Here is a 19,936-nt window from a genome sequence, read left to right on the forward strand (position 1 = left end):
AAATAATATAAAAAATAAAAAGAAAGAACATCCCAGGCAGGATGAAAAGAGGAAAAGACGATGGCTATTTTAGTGGACAGAAAGAATTCCCTGTTTACGCTGTGTACAAAAAGCAGCATGTATCAGATGAAGGCGGACTCACTGGGCGTCCTTCTTCACACGTATTATGGAAAAAGAACAGAGAATATGGATTTTTCATACCTAATCCAGAAAAGAGACCATGGATTTTCCGGAAATCCTTATGAGGCTGGAATGGACAGGACGTATTCTCTGGATACGCTTCCTCAGGAGTATTCCTGCTTTGGGGGCGGCGATTACCGGGAAAGTGCTCTGGCTGTGAGAGATGTGTACGGATCTTCTGCTGTAGATCTGAGATATGAAGGTTATGAGATTCTGGAAGGAAAATATCAGATTCCCGGACTTCCGGCTTTTTATGAAGAGAATCCGGGACAGGCGGAGACGCTTGTGATCACCATGAAAAATGAAAGAAAAAATCTTCTTGTAAAGCTTTTTTATGGTGTGTTTGAGGAACTGGATCTTATGACAAGAACAGTTTCTGTGGAAAACTGCGGAGAAGATCCGGTGTACCTGGAACGTGTCATGTCTTTATGCCTGGATCAGCCTTACGGAAACTGGGACTGGATGACCTTTTATGGAAGACATGAAATGGAGCGTCAGGTATCCAGAACTGCCATACATCATGGTATCCAGTCGGCAGGCGGAGTTCGGGGAACCTCCAGCCACCAGTACAATCCATTTGTGATGGTTGCAGACCCGAAGGCATCAGAGACCCAGGGAAACTGCTATGGATTTTCTCTTTTGTACAGCGGGAATTTTCTGGCAGAAGCGGAAAAAGATCAGTTCAATCAGACAAGAGTGCTGATGGGCATCCACCCGGGAAATTTCCGATATAAGCTGGAAAAGGGAGAAAGTTTTTATGCGCCGGAGGCTGCGCTGGTCTACAGCGACAAAGGTTTTGAAAAAATGACCCATGTTTTTCACCGGGCAATTAGAAATAATCTGTGCAGAGGAAAATTCAAAAATGCAAGGAGACCGGTGCTGATCAATAACTGGGAAGGTACATACTTTGATTTTACCGGGGATAAACTGATCGCCATGGCAAAGGATGCGGCAGACATGGGTGTGGAGCTTTTTGTTATGGATGACGGATGGTTTGGAAAAAGAGACGATGATAACAGCGGTCTGGGAGACTGGCAGGTTAATGAGAAAAAGCTTGGCTGTACTTTGCAGGAGCTTTCAGAAAAAATTCATGGTCTCGGAATGAAATTTGGTATCTGGTACGAACCGGAGTGCGTGTCTCAGGACAGCGATCTTTACCGGGCGCATCCGGACTGGGCATTCCAGATTCCGGGAAGAAATCCGGTAAGATCCCGGAATCAGCTGGTTCTTGACTTTTCCAGACAGGATGTGCGGGATCATATTTTTAAGGAGATGGTACAGGTTCTGGATAAAGCAGATGTGGACTATCTGAAATGGGACTTTAACAGAAGCATCTGTGATGTATATTCTGCCCAGCTTCCTGCAGACCGTCAGGGAGAGGTGCTTCATCGTTATGTGCTTGGTCTGTATGAATTTCTGGACCGTCTGGGCAGAAGATATCCGGATATGCTTATTGAAGGCTGCAGCGGTGGAGGCGGACGATTTGATGCAGGAATGCTTCACTATACCCCTCAGATCTGGTGCAGTGATGATACAGATGCCATTGAGCGTCTGGAAATCCAGTATGGAACCTCCTTCTGTTATCCGGTCAGCGCTATGGGAGCGCATGTTTCTGCCTGCCCTAATCATCAGACCGGAAGGACCACACCACTTGGCACAAGGGCAACAGTAGCTATGGCAGGAACCTTTGGGTATGAGCTGGATCCGGCTAAGCTGACAGAAGAGGAAAAGGAAGAGATACGAAAGCAGATCTGCCGGTTTAAGGAGTATTATGAACTGATCCAGAGAGGCGACTACTTCCGTCTGACAGCGCCTTCTGAGGAACGGCATTATGCCGCCTGGGAGTTTGTCAGTTCGGATCAGAAGGAAGCGCTGGTAAGCGTTGTTGCATCTAAGGTAAGGACAAACGATCCGCCTGCCCGGGTATTGTTAAGAGGGCTGAAAGAAGAGGGCATTTACCTTCTGGAAGGCAGAGAATATACAGGGGGAGCGCTGATGTACGGCGGTCTTCCGCTGCCGGAGGCAAAGGTGGAGTACCAGAGCTGGGAGTTTTATCTGAGATTAAAGAACTAAAGTTAAGAAAAATATCTAAAATAACAGGCAGGAGCAAAGGGGATTTCTCTTTGTTCCTGCTTGTCATTTTCACCGGCAGATGATAAAATTGATTCCATGACAAAAGCCGCCGGAGAGCGGAAGAAACAGACCATCAACGAATCAACAGATACAGGAGAATTTATGAGTATTTATGAATCATTGAACAATATGCAGCAGGAGGCTGTTTACCATACCGAAGGCCCTCTTCTGATCCTGGCAGGAGCAGGATCCGGAAAGACCAGAGTGCTGACTCACAGGATTGCTTATCTTATTGCAGAAAAGGGTGTGAATCCATGGAACATCCTTGCCATTACTTTTACCAATAAGGCCGCCCAGGAAATGAGGGAACGTGTGGATAAAATCGTGGGAATGGACGGAGGAAGCGTATGGGTTTCCACGTTTCATTCTACATGCGTAAGAATCCTGCGCAGACATGCGGACAGGATCGGATATGACAATAATTTTACCATTTATGATACAGACGATCAGAAAACACTGATGAAGGATGTGTGCAGACGGCTGAATGTGGATACGAAAAAATATAAGGAACGTTCCCTTCTGGCACAGATCTCTCATGCCAAGGACGAGCTGATCACTCCGGATGAAATGCTTTTGAATGCAGCGGACTTTAATGAGAAAAAGGTTGCGGAGATCTACCGTGAATACCAGAATTCTTTAAGAAGGAATAATGCCCTTGATTTTGATGATCTGATCGTAAAAACAGTGGAATTGTTTCAGCACTGCGATCAGGTACTGGAGCAGTATCAGGAGCGTTTCCGCTATATTATGGTAGACGAGTACCAGGATACCAATACGGTACAGTTTAAATTTGTCAGCCTTCTGGCTTCCCGTTATGGAAATCTCTGTGTGGTAGGTGATGATGACCAGTCAATTTATAAATTCCGTGGCGCTAATATCGGAAACATCCTTGGATTCGAACGGGTATTTCCGGACGCAAAGGTGATCCGTCTGGAACAGAATTACCGCTCTACCCAGAATATCCTTAATGCAGCCAATGACGTGATCGCCAATAATACAGAGCGTAAGCCAAAGACTCTGTGGACAGAGAATCCTGAGGGGGATAAGCTTCATTTCCGTCAGTTTATGAATGGATTTGAGGAAGCCGAGTATGTTGTTGGAGATATATCCAAAAAACATAGGGAAGGCACATGCCGGTATCGTGACTGCGCCATCCTTTACAGGACAAATGCCCAGTCCCGTCTTTTTGAAGAAAAATGTCTTCTGGCCAATATTCCCTATAAGATCGTTGGCGGTGTGAACTTCTACGCCCGTAAAGAGATCAAGGATTTGCTGTCTTATATGAAAACTATAGATAATGCGGCAGATGATCTGGCTGTTCGCCGTATTCTGAATGTACCGAAAAGAGGGATAGGAGCCACCACCATTGGAAGAGTTCAGGAATATGCAGATCATATGCAGGTCAGCTTTTATGATGCGCTCCGTGTGTCAGAGGAAATTCCGTCCATCGGACGTGCCCAGTCCAAGATCGATGGTTTTGTTACTTTTATCCAGTCACTGAAAAGCAAGGCAGCTGCCTATACGGTTCAGGAGCTCCTGGAGGAGATCATTGATCTTACCGGATATGCAGATGAATTAAGAGAAGAAGATACGGAAGAATCCAGAGCAAGACTGGAAAATATCGATGAGCTGATCTCCAAGACCGTTTCTTATCAGGAAGCTATGGCTGCAGAGGGAAGAGAGGCTTCTTTATCCGGATTTTTGGAAGAGATTGCACTGATCGCGGATATTGACTCTGTAGATCCGGATCAGGATTATGTTCTTCTGATGACGTTACATAGCGCTAAAGGACTGGAATTTCCTTATGTATATCTGGCAGGAATGGAAGACGGGGTGTTTCCAAGCAGTATGTGTATTTTTTCCGGAGATCTTTCAGATATGGAGGAGGAACGCCGTCTTTGCTATGTGGGGATCACAAGAGCTATGAAAGACCTTACCCTCACCTGTGCACAGCAGAGGATGATCAGAGGAGAGACACAGTACAACCGCGTGTCCCGGTTTGTCAGAGAAATTCCAAGGGAACTGGTGGAACTTGGACATACCATTCAGGAGAAAAAACCAAAAATACAGGAAACTTCTTCTGCAAAAAGCAGTTATATGCAGATGAAAATGGCATTTCAGTCAAAGGCATTCCAGCCGCAGAGCTTTACGGTGAAAAAGGCCGATTCTCTGGATTATGGAGTAGGAGATACGGTACGCCATGTGAAGTTTGGTGTAGGCATGGTCAAGGATATTGTTGAAGGCGGAAGAGATTATGAGGTTACGGTAGATTTCGACCGTGTAGGAATAAAGAAGATGTTTGCCGGTTTTGCAAAGCTTAAGAAAATCTAAAATTTTATATATCTTATGGTAAAATCTTACGGTTGGTGTTATACTATAACCTATAGATCAATGTAGGCAGGAAACGTTTTTGCGGGGAACTGCCTGTGTGACGGCAGTGAGTATGCCGACGGAAAAAAGAGAGGATGGTGCGCATATGAACATGAATACTAAAATCGAAGAGTTACTGGCAGTTTTAAAGAAAAAAGAAGATGACAAACAGAAAAATACAGTCCTCTGGGTGTTGGCCATTATTGGCGCCGTTGCTGCAGTAGCAGGAATTGCTTTTGCTGTTTATCGTTTCTTTACGCCGGATTATCTGGAAGATTTTGAAGAAGATTTTGATGATGATTTCGATGATTACTTCGAGGACGAGGAAGAATAAAAACCGACAGCTCCGGTTGATACCGGGGCTGTTTTCTTGATGAACCGGGAAATAGGTATATTTTACACTGATTTTCCTGCTGCATCAGAAATACTTGGAGAGAATGCGCTCAGGGTCAGCGCGGCAGAAATTTGATTATTTTGATGAAAAGGAGTTTTTGAAGACAGAAATTATATGAAAAAAGGTGAGATATACGAAGGCATTATAGAAAAAGTGGATTTTCCCAATAAGGGTTATGTGATTCTGGAGGATCAGAAGATCCTGATAAAAAACGGGATCCCCGGGCAGAAAGTCCGGTTTGTGATTCAGAAGAAACGAAAAAATAAAGCTCAGGGAAGGATACTGGAAATTATGGAAAAGTCTTCTCTGGAAAAACGGGAACCGGTGTGCTCATCCTTTCCCCAGTGCGGCGGCTGTATGTACCAGACCATGTCCTATGAAGATCAGCTTCAGATGAAGGAGCGGCAGATCCGGGAACTTCTGGAGGAGGTTCTGATAAGAGAAGGCCAGGTTGATAAAGAGGGAAATGCTGATTTTGTATGGGAAGGGATCCATGGAAGTCCCGAAGAGTTCTGCTATCGGAATAAGATGGAATTTTCTTTTGGAGATGAGTATAAGGACGGACCGCTTTCTCTCGGGCTTCACAAAAAAGGCAGTACCTATGATGTGCTGAATACAGACGACTGTAAGCTTGTCCATAAAGATATGACAGATATTCTGACATGTGTCCGTGATTATTTCAGAGAAAGAGGGGTATCCTATTATAGAAAAATGCAGCATGTAGGATATCTCCGTCATCTTCTGGTGAGACGGGGAGTGACAACAGGTGAGATCCTTGTGCATCTGGTTACTACCAGCCAGGAGCAGCATGATCTGGAACCCCTGAAAGAACAGCTTCTTTCTCTGCAGCTGGAAGGAAAGATTGTGGGAATCATGCATATTATTAATGATTCTCTTTCCGATGTGGTAAAAAGTGATGAGACAAGGATCCTGTACGGGAAGGATTGGTTTTATGAAACTCTGCTGGGATTGAAGTTCCGCATCAGTACGTTTTCTTTCTTTCAGCCAAATTCCTTGGCGGCAGAGGTTCTGTATTCTGTGGTCCGTTCATATGTTGAAGATGCAAGAGGTATGGAAGTGTTTGATCTTTACAGCGGGACGGGAACGATTGCCCAGCTGCTGGCTCCTGTAGCCAGGGAAGTGATCGGCGTGGAGATCGTAGAGGAAGCGGTAGAGGCGGCACGGAAAAACGCAGAGCTTAACGGGCTTTCCAATTGTCGTTTTATAGCCGGAGATGTTCTGAAGGTATTGGATGATCTTACGGAAAAACCAGATATGATCATTTTGGATCCGCCTCGTGAGGGAGTACATCCCAAAGCCCTTCCGAAGATTCTTTCTTATGGAGTAAAGCGTATCGTATATGTATCCTGTAAGGCAACCAGTCTTGCAGAAGATATGGAAACATTTCTCCACGCAGGCTATCGTCTGGAAAAAGCCTGCTGTGTAGATCAGTTCTGCCAGACAGTCTGGACAGAGGCTGTGGCAGTTTTCGTCAGGGAGTGAGACAGCATGGAGAACAGAGTAGAGCGAAAGAAAAAATTTATCATCAATGTTGTATTTTATGCGCTGATAGCTATATTGGTGTGGGTGGCATGTAAATATCTGGTATCTCCTATGATGCCTTTTATCATTGCTTTTGTTGTAGCGGCAGTGATTCAGGTTCCTGTAAGAAAAATAAAAACAGATCCCAAAAAGAAAAAAATAATATCAATTGTGTTTTGTGCTGTATTTTACGGACTGCTGTTTCTTCTGGCGGCCTGGGCGGGACTGAGACTTTTGGATGGAGTCGGAGGTCTGGTGCGTAAGGTGCCTCATTTTTACAATACTACGGTAGTGCCTGTGTTTGAGGCGATTTCTGATTATCTGGAAGAGTCTATGGCTTCTGTGCACCCGTCTGTAGCAAAGACCATTGAAAATTCTTTTGAGGAGATGACAAATAATCTGGGGACTTATGTTTCCAGCTTCTCCATGAAAGTGGTACAGATTCTGTCAGGGGGAATCAGTGGGATTCCAAGTTTTGTGATCAAGCTTGTGATCACAGTTGTAGCTACGTTTTTCTTTGTGGGAGATTATGACGGAATCACATCCTTTTTCAAAAAGCTTCTGACGCCAAAACAGCTGGCTTTTGTAGAAAAGGGACAGTCTTATGTAAAGAATGTATTATTTATTTATATCAGATCCTACAGCTTTCTGTTTCTGCTGACTTTTGCGGAACTGTGTGCAGGAATGTTCCTTCTGGGTATGCCGTATCCTGCTCTTCTGGCTTTGGGGATTGCGGTATTTGATATCCTTCCGGTGCTGGGAACAGGAGGCGTACTTCTTCCGTGGGCTGCAGTCCTCTTTATTATAGAGGAACATGGACTTGCAATTGGGCTTCTTGTGCTTTACCTGGTAATTTTAGTGGTAAGGAATATGGTGGAACCCAGGATTGTAGGGCGCCAGATCGGTCTCCATCCTCTGGCGACTCTGGCGGCTTTGTTCCTGGGCCTGAAGCTGTTTGGACTTGTGGGACTGGTTGCTTTTCCGGTTGCTTTGACCGTACTGGTGAATTTCAGCCGGGAGGAATTAATGGAAAAATTATAAAATTTGTGGGAAGATAGGATTTTGTTTATTGTTTTCCACAGACGATGCAAATGATAAAAAGGCAGATCATGTACTGTGCTGTGTTTCCTGGTAAACCTCGCAAGGTACTGTGATCTGCCTTTTTATCTCTGTATCTGAAGGTGGATAACAGCTAAATAAAAATACGCTGGCCAATTGCCGGCTTTTGTCCTGCGGTGCCATCCGTCACGGGAACAGGTAAGCCGTAGTAATCCACTCCTGCATGCCCTTTACAAACAAAAAAATCATATTCTGTATATTTCAATAAACATAAATACAGAAAACATATTGACAAAGTGAATATTCGGGGATATAATACAATCAAACATATGAATAATTGTTCATATGACAAAATGTAAAGGAGAAGGTACAATGAAAAAAACTTATAAGATTGAAGTGGATTGTGCAAACTGCGCAAACAAAATGGAACAGGCAGCAAAAAATACTGCAGGAGTTAAAGATGCGACTGTAAACTTTATGATGCTGAAGATGATTGTGGAATTTGAGGATGGACAGGATCCGAAGGCAGTTATGAAAGAAGTTTTGAAAAACTGCAAAAAAGTAGAGGATGACTGTGAGATATATTTATAAAAGCCAGTCAGAAATGTGACAGGGAGATAACTGCCAACAGGAATGCCGGGAGCATTCTGACTGTGGATCAAGGTATAAAAGGAGCAGATTATGAATAAAAAACAGAAAAAAATGCTGATCCGTATAATTGTTGCTGCTGTGCTGGTTGCAGTACTGTCAATGCTTCCGTTGGAAGGATACTTACGGGCTGCTTTGTTTATGATTCCGTATCTTGTGATTGGATATGATATTCTTCAGAAGGCATGGAAAGGAATTCGGAACAGACAGATATTTGACGAGAATTTTCTGATGGCAGTTGCCACTGTAGGTGCTCTTTGTCTGGGAGATTTTAAAGAAGGAACGGCAGTTATGCTGTTTTATCAGATTGGTGAGCTTTTTCAAAGCTATGCTGTGGGAAAAAGCCGCCGGAATATCAGTGAACTTATGGATATCCGTCCGGATTATGCAAATGTGGAAAGAGACGGGAAACTGGAACAGGTGGATCCGGATGAGGTGGAAGTGGGAAGCGTGATCGTGGTACAGCCAGGTGAAAAAGTTCCCATTGATGGTACTGTCATAGAAGGAAACTCAACTCTGAATACAAGTGCTCTGACCGGAGAAAGTCTTCCGAGAGAAGTAAAGGAAGACGATGAGATCATCAGTGGATGCATCAATATGTCCGGAGTGCTGAAAATCCGTACTACAAAAGAATTTGGAGAATCTACAGTTTCCAAAATTCTGGATCTGGTAGAAAATTCAAGTTCCAGAAAATCCAGATCAGAAAACTTTATTTCCAAATTTGCCCGTTATTATACACCGATCGTCTGTTATAGCGCCCTGGCGCTGGCTTTGCTTCCGCCGATTATCCGGATGCTGTTTATGGGAATGACCCCTCAGTGGGGAGAGTGGATCTACCGGGCCCTTACCTTCCTTGTTATCAGCTGTCCCTGTGCGTTGGTCATCAGCATTCCATTAAGCTTTTTTGCTGGAATCGGAGGAGCCAGCAAGGCAGGTGTTCTGGTAAAAGGTTCAAACTATCTGGAAACACTTGCGCAGACAAAATATGTTGTTTTTGATAAAACAGGTACACTTACCAAGGGTGTTTTTGAGGTTTGTGGAGTCCATCACAATACACTGGAAGATCATAAAATACTGGAATATTCAGCCATGGCAGAATGTGCGTCATCACATCCTATCAGTAAAAGTCTTCAGAAGGCTTATGGAAAGGAAATTGATCGCAGCCGTGTGACAGATATCCGGGAGATCAGCGGAAATGGTGTGACTGCAATTGTGGATGACGTATCTGTTGCAGTAGGAAATGGTAAACTTATGGACAGCCTGGGAATTAAGTATGTGGAATGCAGTCAGGTTGGAACGATTGTCCATGTAGCTTTGGACGGTCAGTATGCCGGTCATATTCTGATTGCAGACGTGCTGAAGCCTACATCTGCAGAAGCAGTCAGACAGTTAAAAAAATCAGGTATAAGAGAAACCGTCATGCTTACCGGAGATATGGAGCGAGTGGCCCGTCAGGCAGCTTCAGAAATCGGTGTGGATAAGGTTTACAGCGAACTTCTTCCTGCAGATAAAGTTGCGAAAGTAGAAGAAATGATCAACAGGAAAGGGGCAAAAGAAAAGCTTGCGTTTGTAGGCGACGGAATTAATGATGCTCCGGTGCTTTCCAGAGCAGATATAGGAATTGCCATGGGCGCTTTGGGATCAGACGCAGCTATTGAAGCTGCAGATGTAGTGCTTATGGATGATGATCCTCTGAAAGTGGCAAAAGCAGTACGAATTGCCAGAAAATGTATGAGGATCGTATATGAAAATATTTATTTTGCCATTGGAATCAAAATTCTTTGTTTGATTTTGGGAGCAGTGGGAATTGCCAATATGTGGCTTGCAATCTTTGCGGACGTAGGGGTAATGGTAATTGCTGTTCTGAATGCAATTCGTGCTTTGTTTGTAAATAAGCTTTAATGCTGCTGCAAACCAGATGAATGTATAGAAGTATTTCAGATGTTGTAATATTTATGTGCAAAGCTCCCCGGTATGTGCTATGATAGAACGGAAAGGCGGGATAAACCGGATGACAGAAGAAAAAGAAATTCTTTGCTGTGATACAGTAGAGACTCACGAGGAACTTTTGAAAATCGTAGACGAAACAATGCCGGATGAAACAGAATTAGATTCTCTTGCAGAGCTGTTTAAGGTTTTTGGAGACCCAACCAGGATCCGTATTCTGTTTGTGCTTTTTGAGACAGAGGTCTGTGTATGTGATCTGGCAAAAGCTTTGAACATGACACAGTCAGCGGTTTCTCATCAGCTTCGTATTTTGAAGCAGAGCAGGCTGGTCAAGAACAGACGGGAGGGCAAATCTATTTTTTATTCTCTGGCAGATAATCATGTACGTACCATGATCGCCCAGGGACGGGAACACATTCTGGAATAAAGAAAAAACTGATCCGTATTCAGGAGCCGGGACAAAAGATCCGGCTCCTGTTTTGCTGTTGTGTGAACAGTAATCCGGTTCTGTTTTTAACCGTGAATGCAGAGTGGATTTTGTAAGAAAAATATCGTATAATAAGGATATTATCATAATCGAAAAGAGGGACAGAAGGTGAAATATCAGGAATTATATAAAATTCTGGAAGAAAATATAGAAAAAAAGAGAAATATACTGGCAACAGTGATACAAGGTCCGGGAGAAGGAACAAGACTGTTTTTTTCTGAAGGAGAGCTGCTGGTAAAAAGCAGTGAAGAAAACTTTGAATCGGAAGAACTTCAGTGTCTGTCTGAAACAGGAGAAAGCAGGATACTGGAAACAGCTTCCCGGAAATTCTTTGTGGAACTTCTGCGGAAGCCAAGCCGCCTTGTGATCTGTGGAGGAGGTCACGTTGCTCAGCAGGTGATCGTTCTGGCTAAAAAAATCGGATTCCAGGTGACTGTTCTGGAGGACAGACCCCTGTTTGCTGACCAGGCAAGAAAAGCAGGTGCAGATATGGTGATCTGCGATGATTTTGCTTCCGGACTTGAAAAAATTTCAGGAAGCAGCGACACGTATTTTCTGGTGGTTACCAGAGGACACAGATATGACGATATCTGTCTTACTTCCATACTTCAAAAAGAACGTGCCTATGCAGGAATGATGGCAAGCAGAAAAAGAGGTATTCTTTTGAAAAAGAGGCTGATCGAAGAAGGAATACCAGAGGAGGAAGTGGAACTTCTTCATACACCTGTGGGACTTTCCATTCATGCAGAGACGCCGGAGGAGATCGCAGTGTCTATTATGGCAGAGCTGATCATGGAAAAAAACAGTGTGAAAAAAACCAGCGGCTATGAAAAAGAACTTCTGGCGTGTCTAACAGAAGACTCCGGTCAGAAAAAAGCACTGGCAACTATTGTATCCCGGAGAGGTTCAGCCCCCAGAGAAATCGGAACAAAAATGATCGTTCTTCCTGACGGAAAAATCATAGGAACTATCGGCGGAGGCTGCATGGAAAGCCGTGTCCAGCACCATTGTCTTCATATGCTGAAGGAAGAGAATCCTAAGGGATGCCTGGTGTATGAGGATATGACAGGGAAAGAAGCAGAAGAGGAAGGGCTCGTGTGCGGAGGTACGATCCAGGTGTATCTGGAGGTTCTTGGAGTCTGAATATGACCTTTATGTAAAATATGAAATACAAATATATAGAACAATGTGGTATACTGTAATTCATCAGAAGGAAACAGTTTTTTATTGGAGGACAGAAATATGAGAAAAAGAAGTATGATCACAGCCCTGATCTGCAGCATGTGTCTTGCAGCAGGAAGCGCAGTACCGGTTATGGCAGACGCTTCTAAGGTAGTGACTCTTGGAGCAGACCTTACTCAGGAGCAGAAGAATACAATGATGCGTTATTTTAAGGCAGACGCAAATCAGGTTCAGATCCTTACTATTACAAATGAAGACGAAAGAGAACAGCTTGGCTCCTATATTCCTCTGGAGCAGATCGGAACAAGGACTTTAAGCTGCGCTTATGTAAAGCCGACTCAGTCCGGCGGTATTAAAGTACGTACAGCGAATCTGAATTATGTAACAGGAAATATGATCGCCAATGCACTTTCCACAGCAGGAGTTACTAACTGTGAGGCAGTTGCAGCCTGCCCTTATGAGGTATCCGGCACAGGCGCTCTCACAGGTGTGATCATGGCATATGAAAGTGCCAGCGGACAGACCCTGGACAGCACAAAGAAAGATCTTGCAACACAGGAGGTTGTTGTAACAGGAAATCTTTCTCAGCAGGTAGGTCAGGACAATGCCACGAACATCCTTAATGAGGCAAAGCTTCAGATTATTGGAAATAATGTTCAGAATGCAGATGAAATTTATAATATCGTAAATAACATTGCAGTTGAGAATAATGTAAGTCTCAGCGAGGATGAGATGAGTACGATCGTTTCACTTCTGCAGGAGATCGCACAGCAGAATTATGATATTGCGCAGATGCAGGAAACACTGGAAAATATTCAGCAGAATCTGAATAACAGCCAGAGCGGTGAAGCACAGGGTGAGCAGGATTATGCAGACGAAGACAGTTCTGATGGAGAAGATATCACTGCAAATGTAGATACAGATGCCCTTGGAGAGGACATTGTGGAGAGCTCTACAGAAGACCCGTCTCTTCAGGAAGAAACCATGGGTGACCAGAATGGAGAGGACTATGTAGATGAGGGAACAGGTATCCCTGAGGCAACAGAGGATGAAGCGGTTCTGGACGGCACAGCTCAGGATGACGGAGTTGTGGATCCGGCAGAAGGCACAGAGGAAGATCCTCTTAGTACAGATGAACTCGACGAAGAGGGAAGAGTGTTCTTTGAAAAGGCACAAGCTTTCTGCAAAGGAGAATATGAAGGAGATACTGTTTCTCTTCAGAATGTGATGGGACCGGAAGCCGCTGCATCGGTGACAATCGATCCGGAAACAGGTGCAAAGCTGTCACAGAAAGTTCTTGAAGCTTATATTAATGTTCTGAAAGATGGCGGAATGAGCTATCTTCCGATGGAAACAGATCCGTATGTATCAGGAGTACTGAATATGGTCAATGCAGAAATGAAGATTATTTTCAGCATTGAGACAGAACCGGAAGCAGATGATATCCTGATCAATGAAACTCCGGAAACAAGACAGGCTCTTTATGAAGATACTATGAAATTCTTTGAGACTCTTTACGGAGAAAATACAGATACTACAGATGCTTCAGAAGAAGGGACAGAAGAGGCATTGCCGGAGGAATCTATGGAAGATATTCCTTATGAGGAAGCAGTATATTGATTATGAAAATGTTTAGGGCGGCTGATCAGCCGCCCTTTTGCTGTAGATATAAGAATTATCTGCTTCCATTGCCGCAGGCAATCTGAAATGAATTTTGGCTCGTTGCTGTGAGCGGAGTGAATGGTGATAATTTTGTGTCTTTCTGGAAACACTGGAAAAAATATTTGGGCTGTGCTACAATAGATGAAATACTGACAAATACAATGGAATTATATTTCCGAAGGGAGAAAAACGCATGAGTTTGGCTGTAGTAACGCTGAAAAAGGGAGAAGGACGGCTTCTGAAATCAGGCGGCATGTGGGTATTTGATAATGAGATTGCCTCTGTAATGGGCAGTTTTTTAAATGGTGATGTGGTACTGGTGAGGGATTTTGACGGATATCCTATGGGAAAAGGGTTTATCAATACAAATTCCAAGATTACGGTAAGACTTTTAACAAGAGATGAAAATCAGAAAATTGATGAAAAGTTTCTTGAAATGAGAGTAAGAGATGCATGGGAATATCGTAAAAAAGTAACAGATACCAGCAGCTGCCGTTTGATTTTCGGTGAAGCAGATTTTCTTCCGGGTCTGGTAGTGGATAAGTTCGCCGATGTTCTGGTGGTACAGTCTCTTGCATTGGGAATCGACCGGTTTAAACTTCAGATTCTGGAATTACTGAAAAATATTCTTGCAGAAGATGGAATACAGATCCGCGGAGTTTATGAAAGAAGCGATGCAAAGGTACGCCGTCAGGAGGGAATGGAATTGTATAAAGGCTTCATTGGTGAAGAATTTTCGACTTTGGTGGAAATTGAAGAAAACGGAGTCAAGTATCAGGTGGACGTCCGTGACGGACAGAAAACAGGATTTTTCCTTGACCAGAAATACAATCGTCTTGCTATTCAGAAATTATGTAAGAATGCAAGAGTTCTGGACTGCTTTACGCATACAGGATCTTTCGCTCTGAATGCGGGGATTGCAGGAGCCAGTGAAGTTACCGGTGTGGATGCTTCACAGCTGGCAGTTGATCAGGCAGCTGCAAATGCAAAGCTGAACGGACTGGACGGCACAGTGAAATTTATTTGTGAGGATGTATTTGAGCTGCTTCCTGAACTGGAAGAAAGAGGAGAAAAATATGATGTGGTGATCCTTGATCCACCTGCATTTACAAAATCCAGAAATTCAGTGAAAAATGCAGTTAAAGGGTATCGTGAGATTAATCTCCGCGCCATGAGACTGGTCAAAGATGGCGGTTTCCTTGCTACCTGTTCCTGTTCTCATTTTATGACATATGAGCTGTTTACAAAAACAATCGGCCAGGCTGCACGCAGTGCACATAAACGACTGAGACAGGTGGAATACAGAACGCAGGCGCCGGATCATCCGATTTTATGGTCTTCTGACGAATCTTATTATTTGAAATTTTACATATTCCAGGTATGCAGTGACAAGTAAAGAGTTTAAATATAACAGAAGAGGTGTTTTTTCATGAAAGAAAAGTTTATGAAGTTTATGCAGGGACGCTATGGTGTAGACGGATTTGCACGTTTTACTATGGGAGCAGCGCTGGTATGTGTTTTTGTTTCTGTTTTTTTCCAAAAAGGGAGTACGATAGGAGCTTTATTAAATACTTTAGGGCTGGCAGCGATCATCTATACTTATTTTCGTATACTTTCCAGAAATATTTCCAGGCGCTATGCGGAAAATCAGAAATATCTTTCCATGACTTCAAAACTGAGACAGAGTTTTAACAGAGAAAAAAGTATGATGCAGCAGAGAAAAACACATCATATTTATACCTGCCCGGGATGCGGACAGAAGATACGTATTCCAAGAGGAAGCGGTAAGAAAGTAGAGATTGATTGTCCCAAGTGTCATACCAAATTCATCAAAAAGATCTGAATATAACAGAAACAGGCGGGGGATTTTATGTTTGGTTATGTGGTAATGAACAGACCTGAAATGAAAATAAAAGATTATGATCTTTACAGATCTTTCTATTGTGGACTATGCCGGGAACTTCGTGAGCGGTATGGTATTTCCGGTCAGATCACGCTTACCTATGATCTGACTTTTGTAACTCTCCTTTTAAGCGGGCTTTATGAACCGCCTACAAAAAAAGGCACAAGCCGCTGCATTGTCCATCCGGTACGCAGGCAGCCTGTGAGAAAAAATGAGTTTACAGAGTATGCAGCAGATATGAATGTATTCCTTGCATATTATAAATGCGTAGATGACTGGAAAGATGAAAAAAAACTTTCACGTCTGGCCTATAGTCGTTTGCTTGAGCGCAAAGATAAAAAGGCAGAAGCCTTGTGGAAAAATAAAACTTCTGTGATCATCCGGCATCTGAATGAGATTTCGGCCATGGAAAAAGCCGGTGAAACAGATATAGACAAAATATCCGGCTGCTTTGGAAAAATCATGGAAGAGATCCTGGTATATAAAGAGGATCAGTGGGAGCCTGCATTGAGACGTATGGGCTTTTATTTAGGGAAATTTATCTATCTGATGGATGCCTTTGATGATGTGGAAGAAGATATAGAAAAAGGAAATTACAATCCTTTTGCACAGGATTATATAATAGAAGGGTTCGAAGAAAAGGTACGTCAGATACTGATCATGATGATGGCGGAAGCCTGCAGAGAATTTGAAAAACTTCCTATTATAAAATATGCAGATATTCTTCGGAATATTTTATACTCCGGTGTGTGGTGCCGGTTTGAAACGGTATCGGAGAAAAGGAAGGAGAAACAGGAGAAGAAACATGTTTGATCCATACAGTGTTCTGGGTGTGTCAAGAGATGCATCAGATGAAGAAATAAAAAAGGCATACAGGCGGCTTAGTCGAAAATACCATCCGGATGCCAATATCAATAATCCAAATAAAGACCAGGCAGAAGAGAAATTCAAGGAAATCCAGCAGGCCTATGACCAGATTATGAAAGAGAGAGAGTATGGCTCTTCAGGCGGGGCTTATGGCAGCAGTAATTATGGCGGATTTGGCGGATTTGGCGGACAGACAAATACCGGATATCAGGATGAGGAAGCAATCCGCAGGCAGGCGGCAGCTAACTATGTGCAGAGCGGTCATTATCAGGAAGCCATGAATGTGCTGTCATCTCTGAAAGAGAGAAATGCTCAGTGGTATTATCTTTCTGCTGTGGCTAATATGGGACTTGGAAATAATGTGAATGCATTGAATCACATCCGGGAAGCAGTTCGTCTGGAGCCGGATAATATGCAGTACCGTATGATGCTGCAGCGTATGGAAGGCGGCGGGAGCTGGTATCAGGAGCAGCAGAATCCTTTTGGAGGAATGCCGGTTGGAGGAAATGACCTGTGCATGAAGTGCCTGATCGCAAATATGGCATGCAGCTGCTGCTGTCCGGGAAGCGGTGTGATCTGCTGCTGACAGCAGTTATGTTTCTAAAGAAAAAAATTGACATTTGCTCTTCAGAAGATTAATATAAAAACAAAGTGAAATGAGGAGGAAATTATTATGAGTATTCGAATTGGAATCATGGGATACGGTAATCTTGGACGAGGCGTAGAATGCGCTGTGAAACACAATCCGGATCTTGAACTTACAGCAGTTTTTACACGCCGTGATCCTGACACTGTAAAAATCCTTACGGAAACAGCAAAGGTATGTCACGTAGACGAAGCGGAAAGTATGAAGGATGAGATCGACGTCCTGATCATCTGCGGCGGAAGCGCTACAGATCTTCCGGTACAGACACCGAAATTTGCCCAGTGGTTTAATGTGGTAGACAGCTTTGACACTCATGCAAAAATTCCGGAACATTTTGCAAATGTGGATAAGACAGCTAAGGAGAGCGGTCATGTGGGTATTATTTCTGTAGGCTGGGATCCGGGAATGTTCTCATTGAACCGTATGTATGCAAATGCTATCCTTACAAATGGAAAGGATTATACTTTCTGGGGTAAAGGTGTAAGCCAGGGACATTCTGATGCCATCCGCAGAATAGAAGGCGTAAAAGATGGAAAACAGTATACAATTCCTGTAGAAGCTGCTCTTGAGGCAGTGAGAAATGGAGAGAATCCAGAACTTACTACAAGAGAAAAGCATACAAGAGAATGCTTTGTGGTGGCAGAAGAGGGAGCAGATCTGGCCCGTATCGAAAATGAGATCAAGACCATGCCAAATTATTTTGCAGATTATGATACTACAGTACATTTTATCACAGAGGAAGAGCTGAAGCGTGATCACAGCGGCATCCCTCATGGAGGTTTTGTGATCCGTACAGGCAGCACAGGCTGGAACGACGAGAATAAACATGTGATTGAATACAGCCTGAAGCTGGATTCCAATCCGGAATTTACATCCTCTGTAATTGTTGCCTATGCAAGAGCTGCATACCGTATGTATAAAGAAGGTCAGAAGGGATGCAAAACAGTATTTGATGTGGCTCCGGCATATTTAAGCGCTCTGGATGGAGCGGAGCTCAGGAAACATCTTCTTTAAAAATATTACAAAAGAGTGAAGCCATTAAGGTTTTGCTCTTTTTTTGTGGTTCTTTTACAATATGTAATAAAATTATTGACGCCCGGAAAAAGATGCGATATAATAAATACACAATATTGTAACAACATTGTAAAGATTATAAAGATAAAGAAGAGGGTAAGTTTATGAAGAAGGCATGCAAACGGTGGAAATTCTGGGGATTGTTACTGGGGCTTATGCTATTTGCAGCCGGTTTTACTGTGCACTCTACAACGGTAGAAACGCAGGCAGCAGTAAACGGCTTCCGGACTGTAAACGGAAAAACATATTATTACAAAAATGGTAAAAAAGTAAAAGGCTGGCTGACGCTGGGAAAGAACAAGTATTATCTGAATGCAAAAACCGGTGTAATGTATAAAGGCTGGTATAAGATCAGCAACGGAAGATGCAGATACTTTGATTCACGTTCCGGAGTTATGAAAAGAGGCCTTACAAAAGTCGGAAGCTATTACTATTATTTTGATGGAAGTACAGGATGGGCAAAAACAGGATTCCTGAAGGCTGCCAATGGAAATACCAGATATTTTCAGCCTGGAACTTACCGGATGGCAAAAGGCTGGATGAAAAATGCCAAGAATCAAAAATGGTACTTCAGCACCAGCAATGGAATCATGTATAAGGGACTGAAAAAAATAGGAAGCTATTCTTATTATTTTGACGGAAGTACAGGAGCTGCAAAACAGGGATTTCTGACAGCAACCAATGGAAACACCAGATATTTCCGCGGCGGAACTTATCGGATGGCTACAGGATGGCTGTCTAATTCCAAGGGTGAAAAGAGATATTTTTATCCGTCAAATGGTATTATGTTTAAAGGACATAAGCGTGTTGCCGGAAAATGGTATTATTTTGACAAAAACTCCGGCATTGCCAAAGGCGGATGGGTCAGCGAATCAGGAAAGAAGAGATATTATGATCCGGAGACTTTTGTTATGGTTACCGGAACCAGAACGATTGGAAATGTTACTTATACTTTTGACTCTGATGGATATCTGATCTCTTCACAGGATAATGATGAGCAGCCGGACATTTCAACCCCAACATCACAGAGAACCATTAAGAATTATCTTCTTGGTGCCCTTCAGCCGGTAGGAAGGACTTTATATATGTGGGGCGGCGGACATGGATGGAGCGATGCCACAAGAAAGGGTATCAGTACCAAGTGGACATCTTTCTATAACAGTCAGAACAGCAGCTATAATTATAAGAATTATAACGATCTCAGTGAAGCGAATCGTGCGAAAGGCCTGGATTGCTCCGGTTACGTAGGCTGGTCCACATATCAGGTGATGCAGTCAAAATCCGGAGTTGGTTCCGGATATACGGTTGTTTCCGGTGAGATCGGAGGTCTTTATAAATCAAAAGGATGGGGTAATATCTATAACCAGAATTATCTCAGCAATACAGGCTATAAGCTTTATCCGGGAGATATCGGATATGATGCAAATCATACATGGATCATCCTGGGACAGTGCAGCGATAAGAGTGCGGTGATTCTTCATTCTACACCAAATGCAGGTGTTCAGATATCAGGAACTCCTACACCGAATGGAAATTATTCAAGCCAGGCGATCGCTCTTGCGAAGAAGTATATGGCGCGCTATCCGGGATACCAGAAGATGGGAGCTTCTTTCTATCATACATCCTCCGGAGCATATATCCGAAGAGGTAATTATTTCAGATGGAGCACAGATACATTAAGCGATCCGAACGGATACCGATATAAAACTGCAGACCAGATTCTTGCAGATCTGTTCAATTAAGTAATCTGCAGAAAAGGTTAGATCTGCTTATGGTAAAAATAACGGGGAGACATTTTCGAAAGGAAATGCTCCCCGTTACTATTGCACAATCATTAATAAA

General features: G+C 43.3%; 16 protein-coding genes. All 16 read left to right on the top strand.

Features of this window, described 5'->3' with window-relative positions; all coding sequences use genetic code 11:
- Positions 1-60 precede the first annotated feature (60 nt).
- Positions 61-2,253 carry an alpha-galactosidase gene (locus RDS42_RS04100; RefSeq protein WP_308782509.1) on the top strand — a complete coding sequence of 731 codons (2,193 nt, stop codon included), beginning with the start codon at positions 61-63 and terminating at the stop codon, positions 2,251-2,253.
- 162 nt (positions 2,254-2,415) lie between these two features.
- Positions 2,416-4,644 carry a DNA helicase PcrA gene (gene pcrA, locus RDS42_RS04105; RefSeq protein ID WP_308782510.1) on the top strand — a complete coding sequence of 743 codons (2,229 nt, stop codon included), beginning with the start codon at positions 2,416-2,418 and terminating at the stop codon, positions 4,642-4,644.
- Between the two features lie 151 nt (positions 4,645-4,795).
- Entirely contained in the window at positions 4,796-5,017 is a 222-nt protein-coding gene (locus RDS42_RS04110) for a hypothetical protein (protein WP_177296062.1), read from the top strand.
- Positions 5,018-5,191: 174 nt separating this feature from the next.
- Entirely contained in the window at positions 5,192-6,580 is a 1,389-nt protein-coding gene (gene rlmD, locus RDS42_RS04115) for a 23S rRNA (uracil(1939)-C(5))-methyltransferase RlmD (protein WP_308782511.1), read from the top strand.
- A gap of 6 nt (positions 6,581-6,586) precedes the next feature.
- The gene (ytvI, locus tag RDS42_RS04120; protein ID WP_308782512.1) at positions 6,587-7,660 is read left to right on the top strand and encodes a sporulation integral membrane protein YtvI; all 1,074 of its coding nucleotides are present in this window, start codon (positions 6,587-6,589) and stop codon (positions 7,658-7,660) included.
- A 390-nt stretch (positions 7,661-8,050) separates the two neighbouring features.
- A complete protein-coding gene (locus RDS42_RS04125) occupies positions 8,051-8,269 on the top strand; it encodes a cation transporter (RefSeq protein ID WP_308782513.1) in 219 nt (72 codons plus the stop codon).
- Between the two features lie 90 nt (positions 8,270-8,359).
- Positions 8,360-10,228, top strand: a complete 1,869-nt coding sequence (locus RDS42_RS04130) for a heavy metal translocating P-type ATPase (protein ID WP_308782514.1) — start codon at positions 8,360-8,362, stop codon at positions 10,226-10,228.
- Between the two features lie 109 nt (positions 10,229-10,337).
- Positions 10,338-10,700: a metalloregulator ArsR/SmtB family transcription factor gene (locus tag RDS42_RS04135; RefSeq protein ID WP_308782515.1), complete on the top strand. Its 363-nt coding sequence runs from the start codon at positions 10,338-10,340 to the stop codon at positions 10,698-10,700.
- Positions 10,701-10,868: 168 nt separating this feature from the next.
- Complete coding sequence (locus RDS42_RS04140) at positions 10,869-11,903, top strand: XdhC family protein (protein ID WP_308782516.1); 1,035 nt, start codon at positions 10,869-10,871, stop codon at positions 11,901-11,903.
- Positions 11,904-12,002: 99 nt separating this feature from the next.
- Complete coding sequence (locus RDS42_RS04145; protein ID WP_308782517.1) at positions 12,003-13,562, top strand: DUF1002 domain-containing protein; 1,560 nt, start codon at positions 12,003-12,005, stop codon at positions 13,560-13,562.
- Positions 13,563-13,797: 235 nt separating this feature from the next.
- Complete coding sequence (locus RDS42_RS04150; RefSeq protein ID WP_308782518.1) at positions 13,798-15,000, top strand: class I SAM-dependent rRNA methyltransferase; 1,203 nt, start codon at positions 13,798-13,800, stop codon at positions 14,998-15,000.
- Between the two features lie 33 nt (positions 15,001-15,033).
- Positions 15,034-15,447, top strand: coding sequence for a hypothetical protein (locus RDS42_RS04155; protein ID WP_308782519.1), 414 nt, complete (start codon positions 15,034-15,036; stop codon positions 15,445-15,447).
- Positions 15,448-15,474: 27 nt separating this feature from the next.
- Entirely contained in the window at positions 15,475-16,320 is an 846-nt protein-coding gene (locus RDS42_RS04160) for a DUF5685 family protein (RefSeq protein ID WP_308782520.1), read from the top strand.
- Complete coding sequence (locus tag RDS42_RS04165) at positions 16,313-16,960, top strand: J domain-containing protein (RefSeq protein ID WP_308782521.1); 648 nt, start codon at positions 16,313-16,315, stop codon at positions 16,958-16,960. The genes RDS42_RS04160 and RDS42_RS04165 overlap by 8 nt, the downstream gene beginning before the upstream one ends.
- An 87-nt stretch (positions 16,961-17,047) precedes the next feature.
- Positions 17,048-18,034, top strand: a complete 987-nt coding sequence (locus RDS42_RS04170; protein ID WP_308782522.1) for a diaminopimelate dehydrogenase — start codon at positions 17,048-17,050, stop codon at positions 18,032-18,034.
- A gap of 164 nt (positions 18,035-18,198) precedes the next feature.
- On the top strand, positions 18,199-19,836 hold the full coding sequence (locus RDS42_RS04175; protein WP_308782523.1) for a cell wall-binding protein: 1,638 nt from the start codon (positions 18,199-18,201) through the stop codon (positions 19,834-19,836).
- Positions 19,837-19,936 lie beyond the last annotated feature (100 nt).

Origin of the sequence: uncultured Blautia sp. (assembly GCF_902497045.1) — a bacterium.
GTDB lineage: Bacteria > Bacillota > Clostridia > Lachnospirales > Lachnospiraceae > Blautia_A.

Excerpts from the sequence above, each read along its gene's own strand:
- RDS42_RS04100 (WP_308782509.1), top strand. The coding sequence starts at position 61 with ATGGCTATTTTAGTGGACAGAAAGAATTCCCTGTTTACGCTGTGTACA.
- ytvI (WP_308782512.1), top strand. The coding sequence starts at position 6,587 with ATGGAGAACAGAGTAGAGCGAAAGAAAAAATTTATCATCAATGTTGTA.
- RDS42_RS04160 (WP_308782520.1), top strand. The coding sequence starts at position 15,475 with ATGTTTGGTTATGTGGTAATGAACAGACCTGAAATGAAAATAAAAGAT.
- RDS42_RS04130 (WP_308782514.1), top strand. The coding sequence starts at position 8,360 with ATGAATAAAAAACAGAAAAAAATGCTGATCCGTATAATTGTTGCTGCT.
- RDS42_RS04175 (WP_308782523.1), top strand. The coding sequence starts at position 18,199 with ATGAAGAAGGCATGCAAACGGTGGAAATTCTGGGGATTGTTACTGGGG.
- RDS42_RS04125 (WP_308782513.1), top strand. The coding sequence starts at position 8,051 with ATGAAAAAAACTTATAAGATTGAAGTGGATTGTGCAAACTGCGCAAAC.
- RDS42_RS04135 (WP_308782515.1), top strand. The coding sequence starts at position 10,338 with ATGACAGAAGAAAAAGAAATTCTTTGCTGTGATACAGTAGAGACTCAC.
- RDS42_RS04155 (WP_308782519.1), top strand. The coding sequence starts at position 15,034 with ATGAAAGAAAAGTTTATGAAGTTTATGCAGGGACGCTATGGTGTAGAC.
- pcrA (WP_308782510.1), top strand. The coding sequence starts at position 2,416 with ATGAGTATTTATGAATCATTGAACAATATGCAGCAGGAGGCTGTTTAC.
- RDS42_RS04165 (WP_308782521.1), top strand. The coding sequence starts at position 16,313 with ATGTTTGATCCATACAGTGTTCTGGGTGTGTCAAGAGATGCATCAGAT.
- RDS42_RS04145 (WP_308782517.1), top strand. The coding sequence starts at position 12,003 with ATGAGAAAAAGAAGTATGATCACAGCCCTGATCTGCAGCATGTGTCTT.
- RDS42_RS04110 (WP_177296062.1), top strand. The coding sequence starts at position 4,796 with ATGAATACTAAAATCGAAGAGTTACTGGCAGTTTTAAAGAAAAAAGAA.
- rlmD (WP_308782511.1), top strand. The coding sequence starts at position 5,192 with ATGAAAAAAGGTGAGATATACGAAGGCATTATAGAAAAAGTGGATTTT.
- RDS42_RS04170 (WP_308782522.1), top strand. The coding sequence starts at position 17,048 with ATGAGTATTCGAATTGGAATCATGGGATACGGTAATCTTGGACGAGGC.
- RDS42_RS04150 (WP_308782518.1), top strand. The coding sequence starts at position 13,798 with ATGAGTTTGGCTGTAGTAACGCTGAAAAAGGGAGAAGGACGGCTTCTG.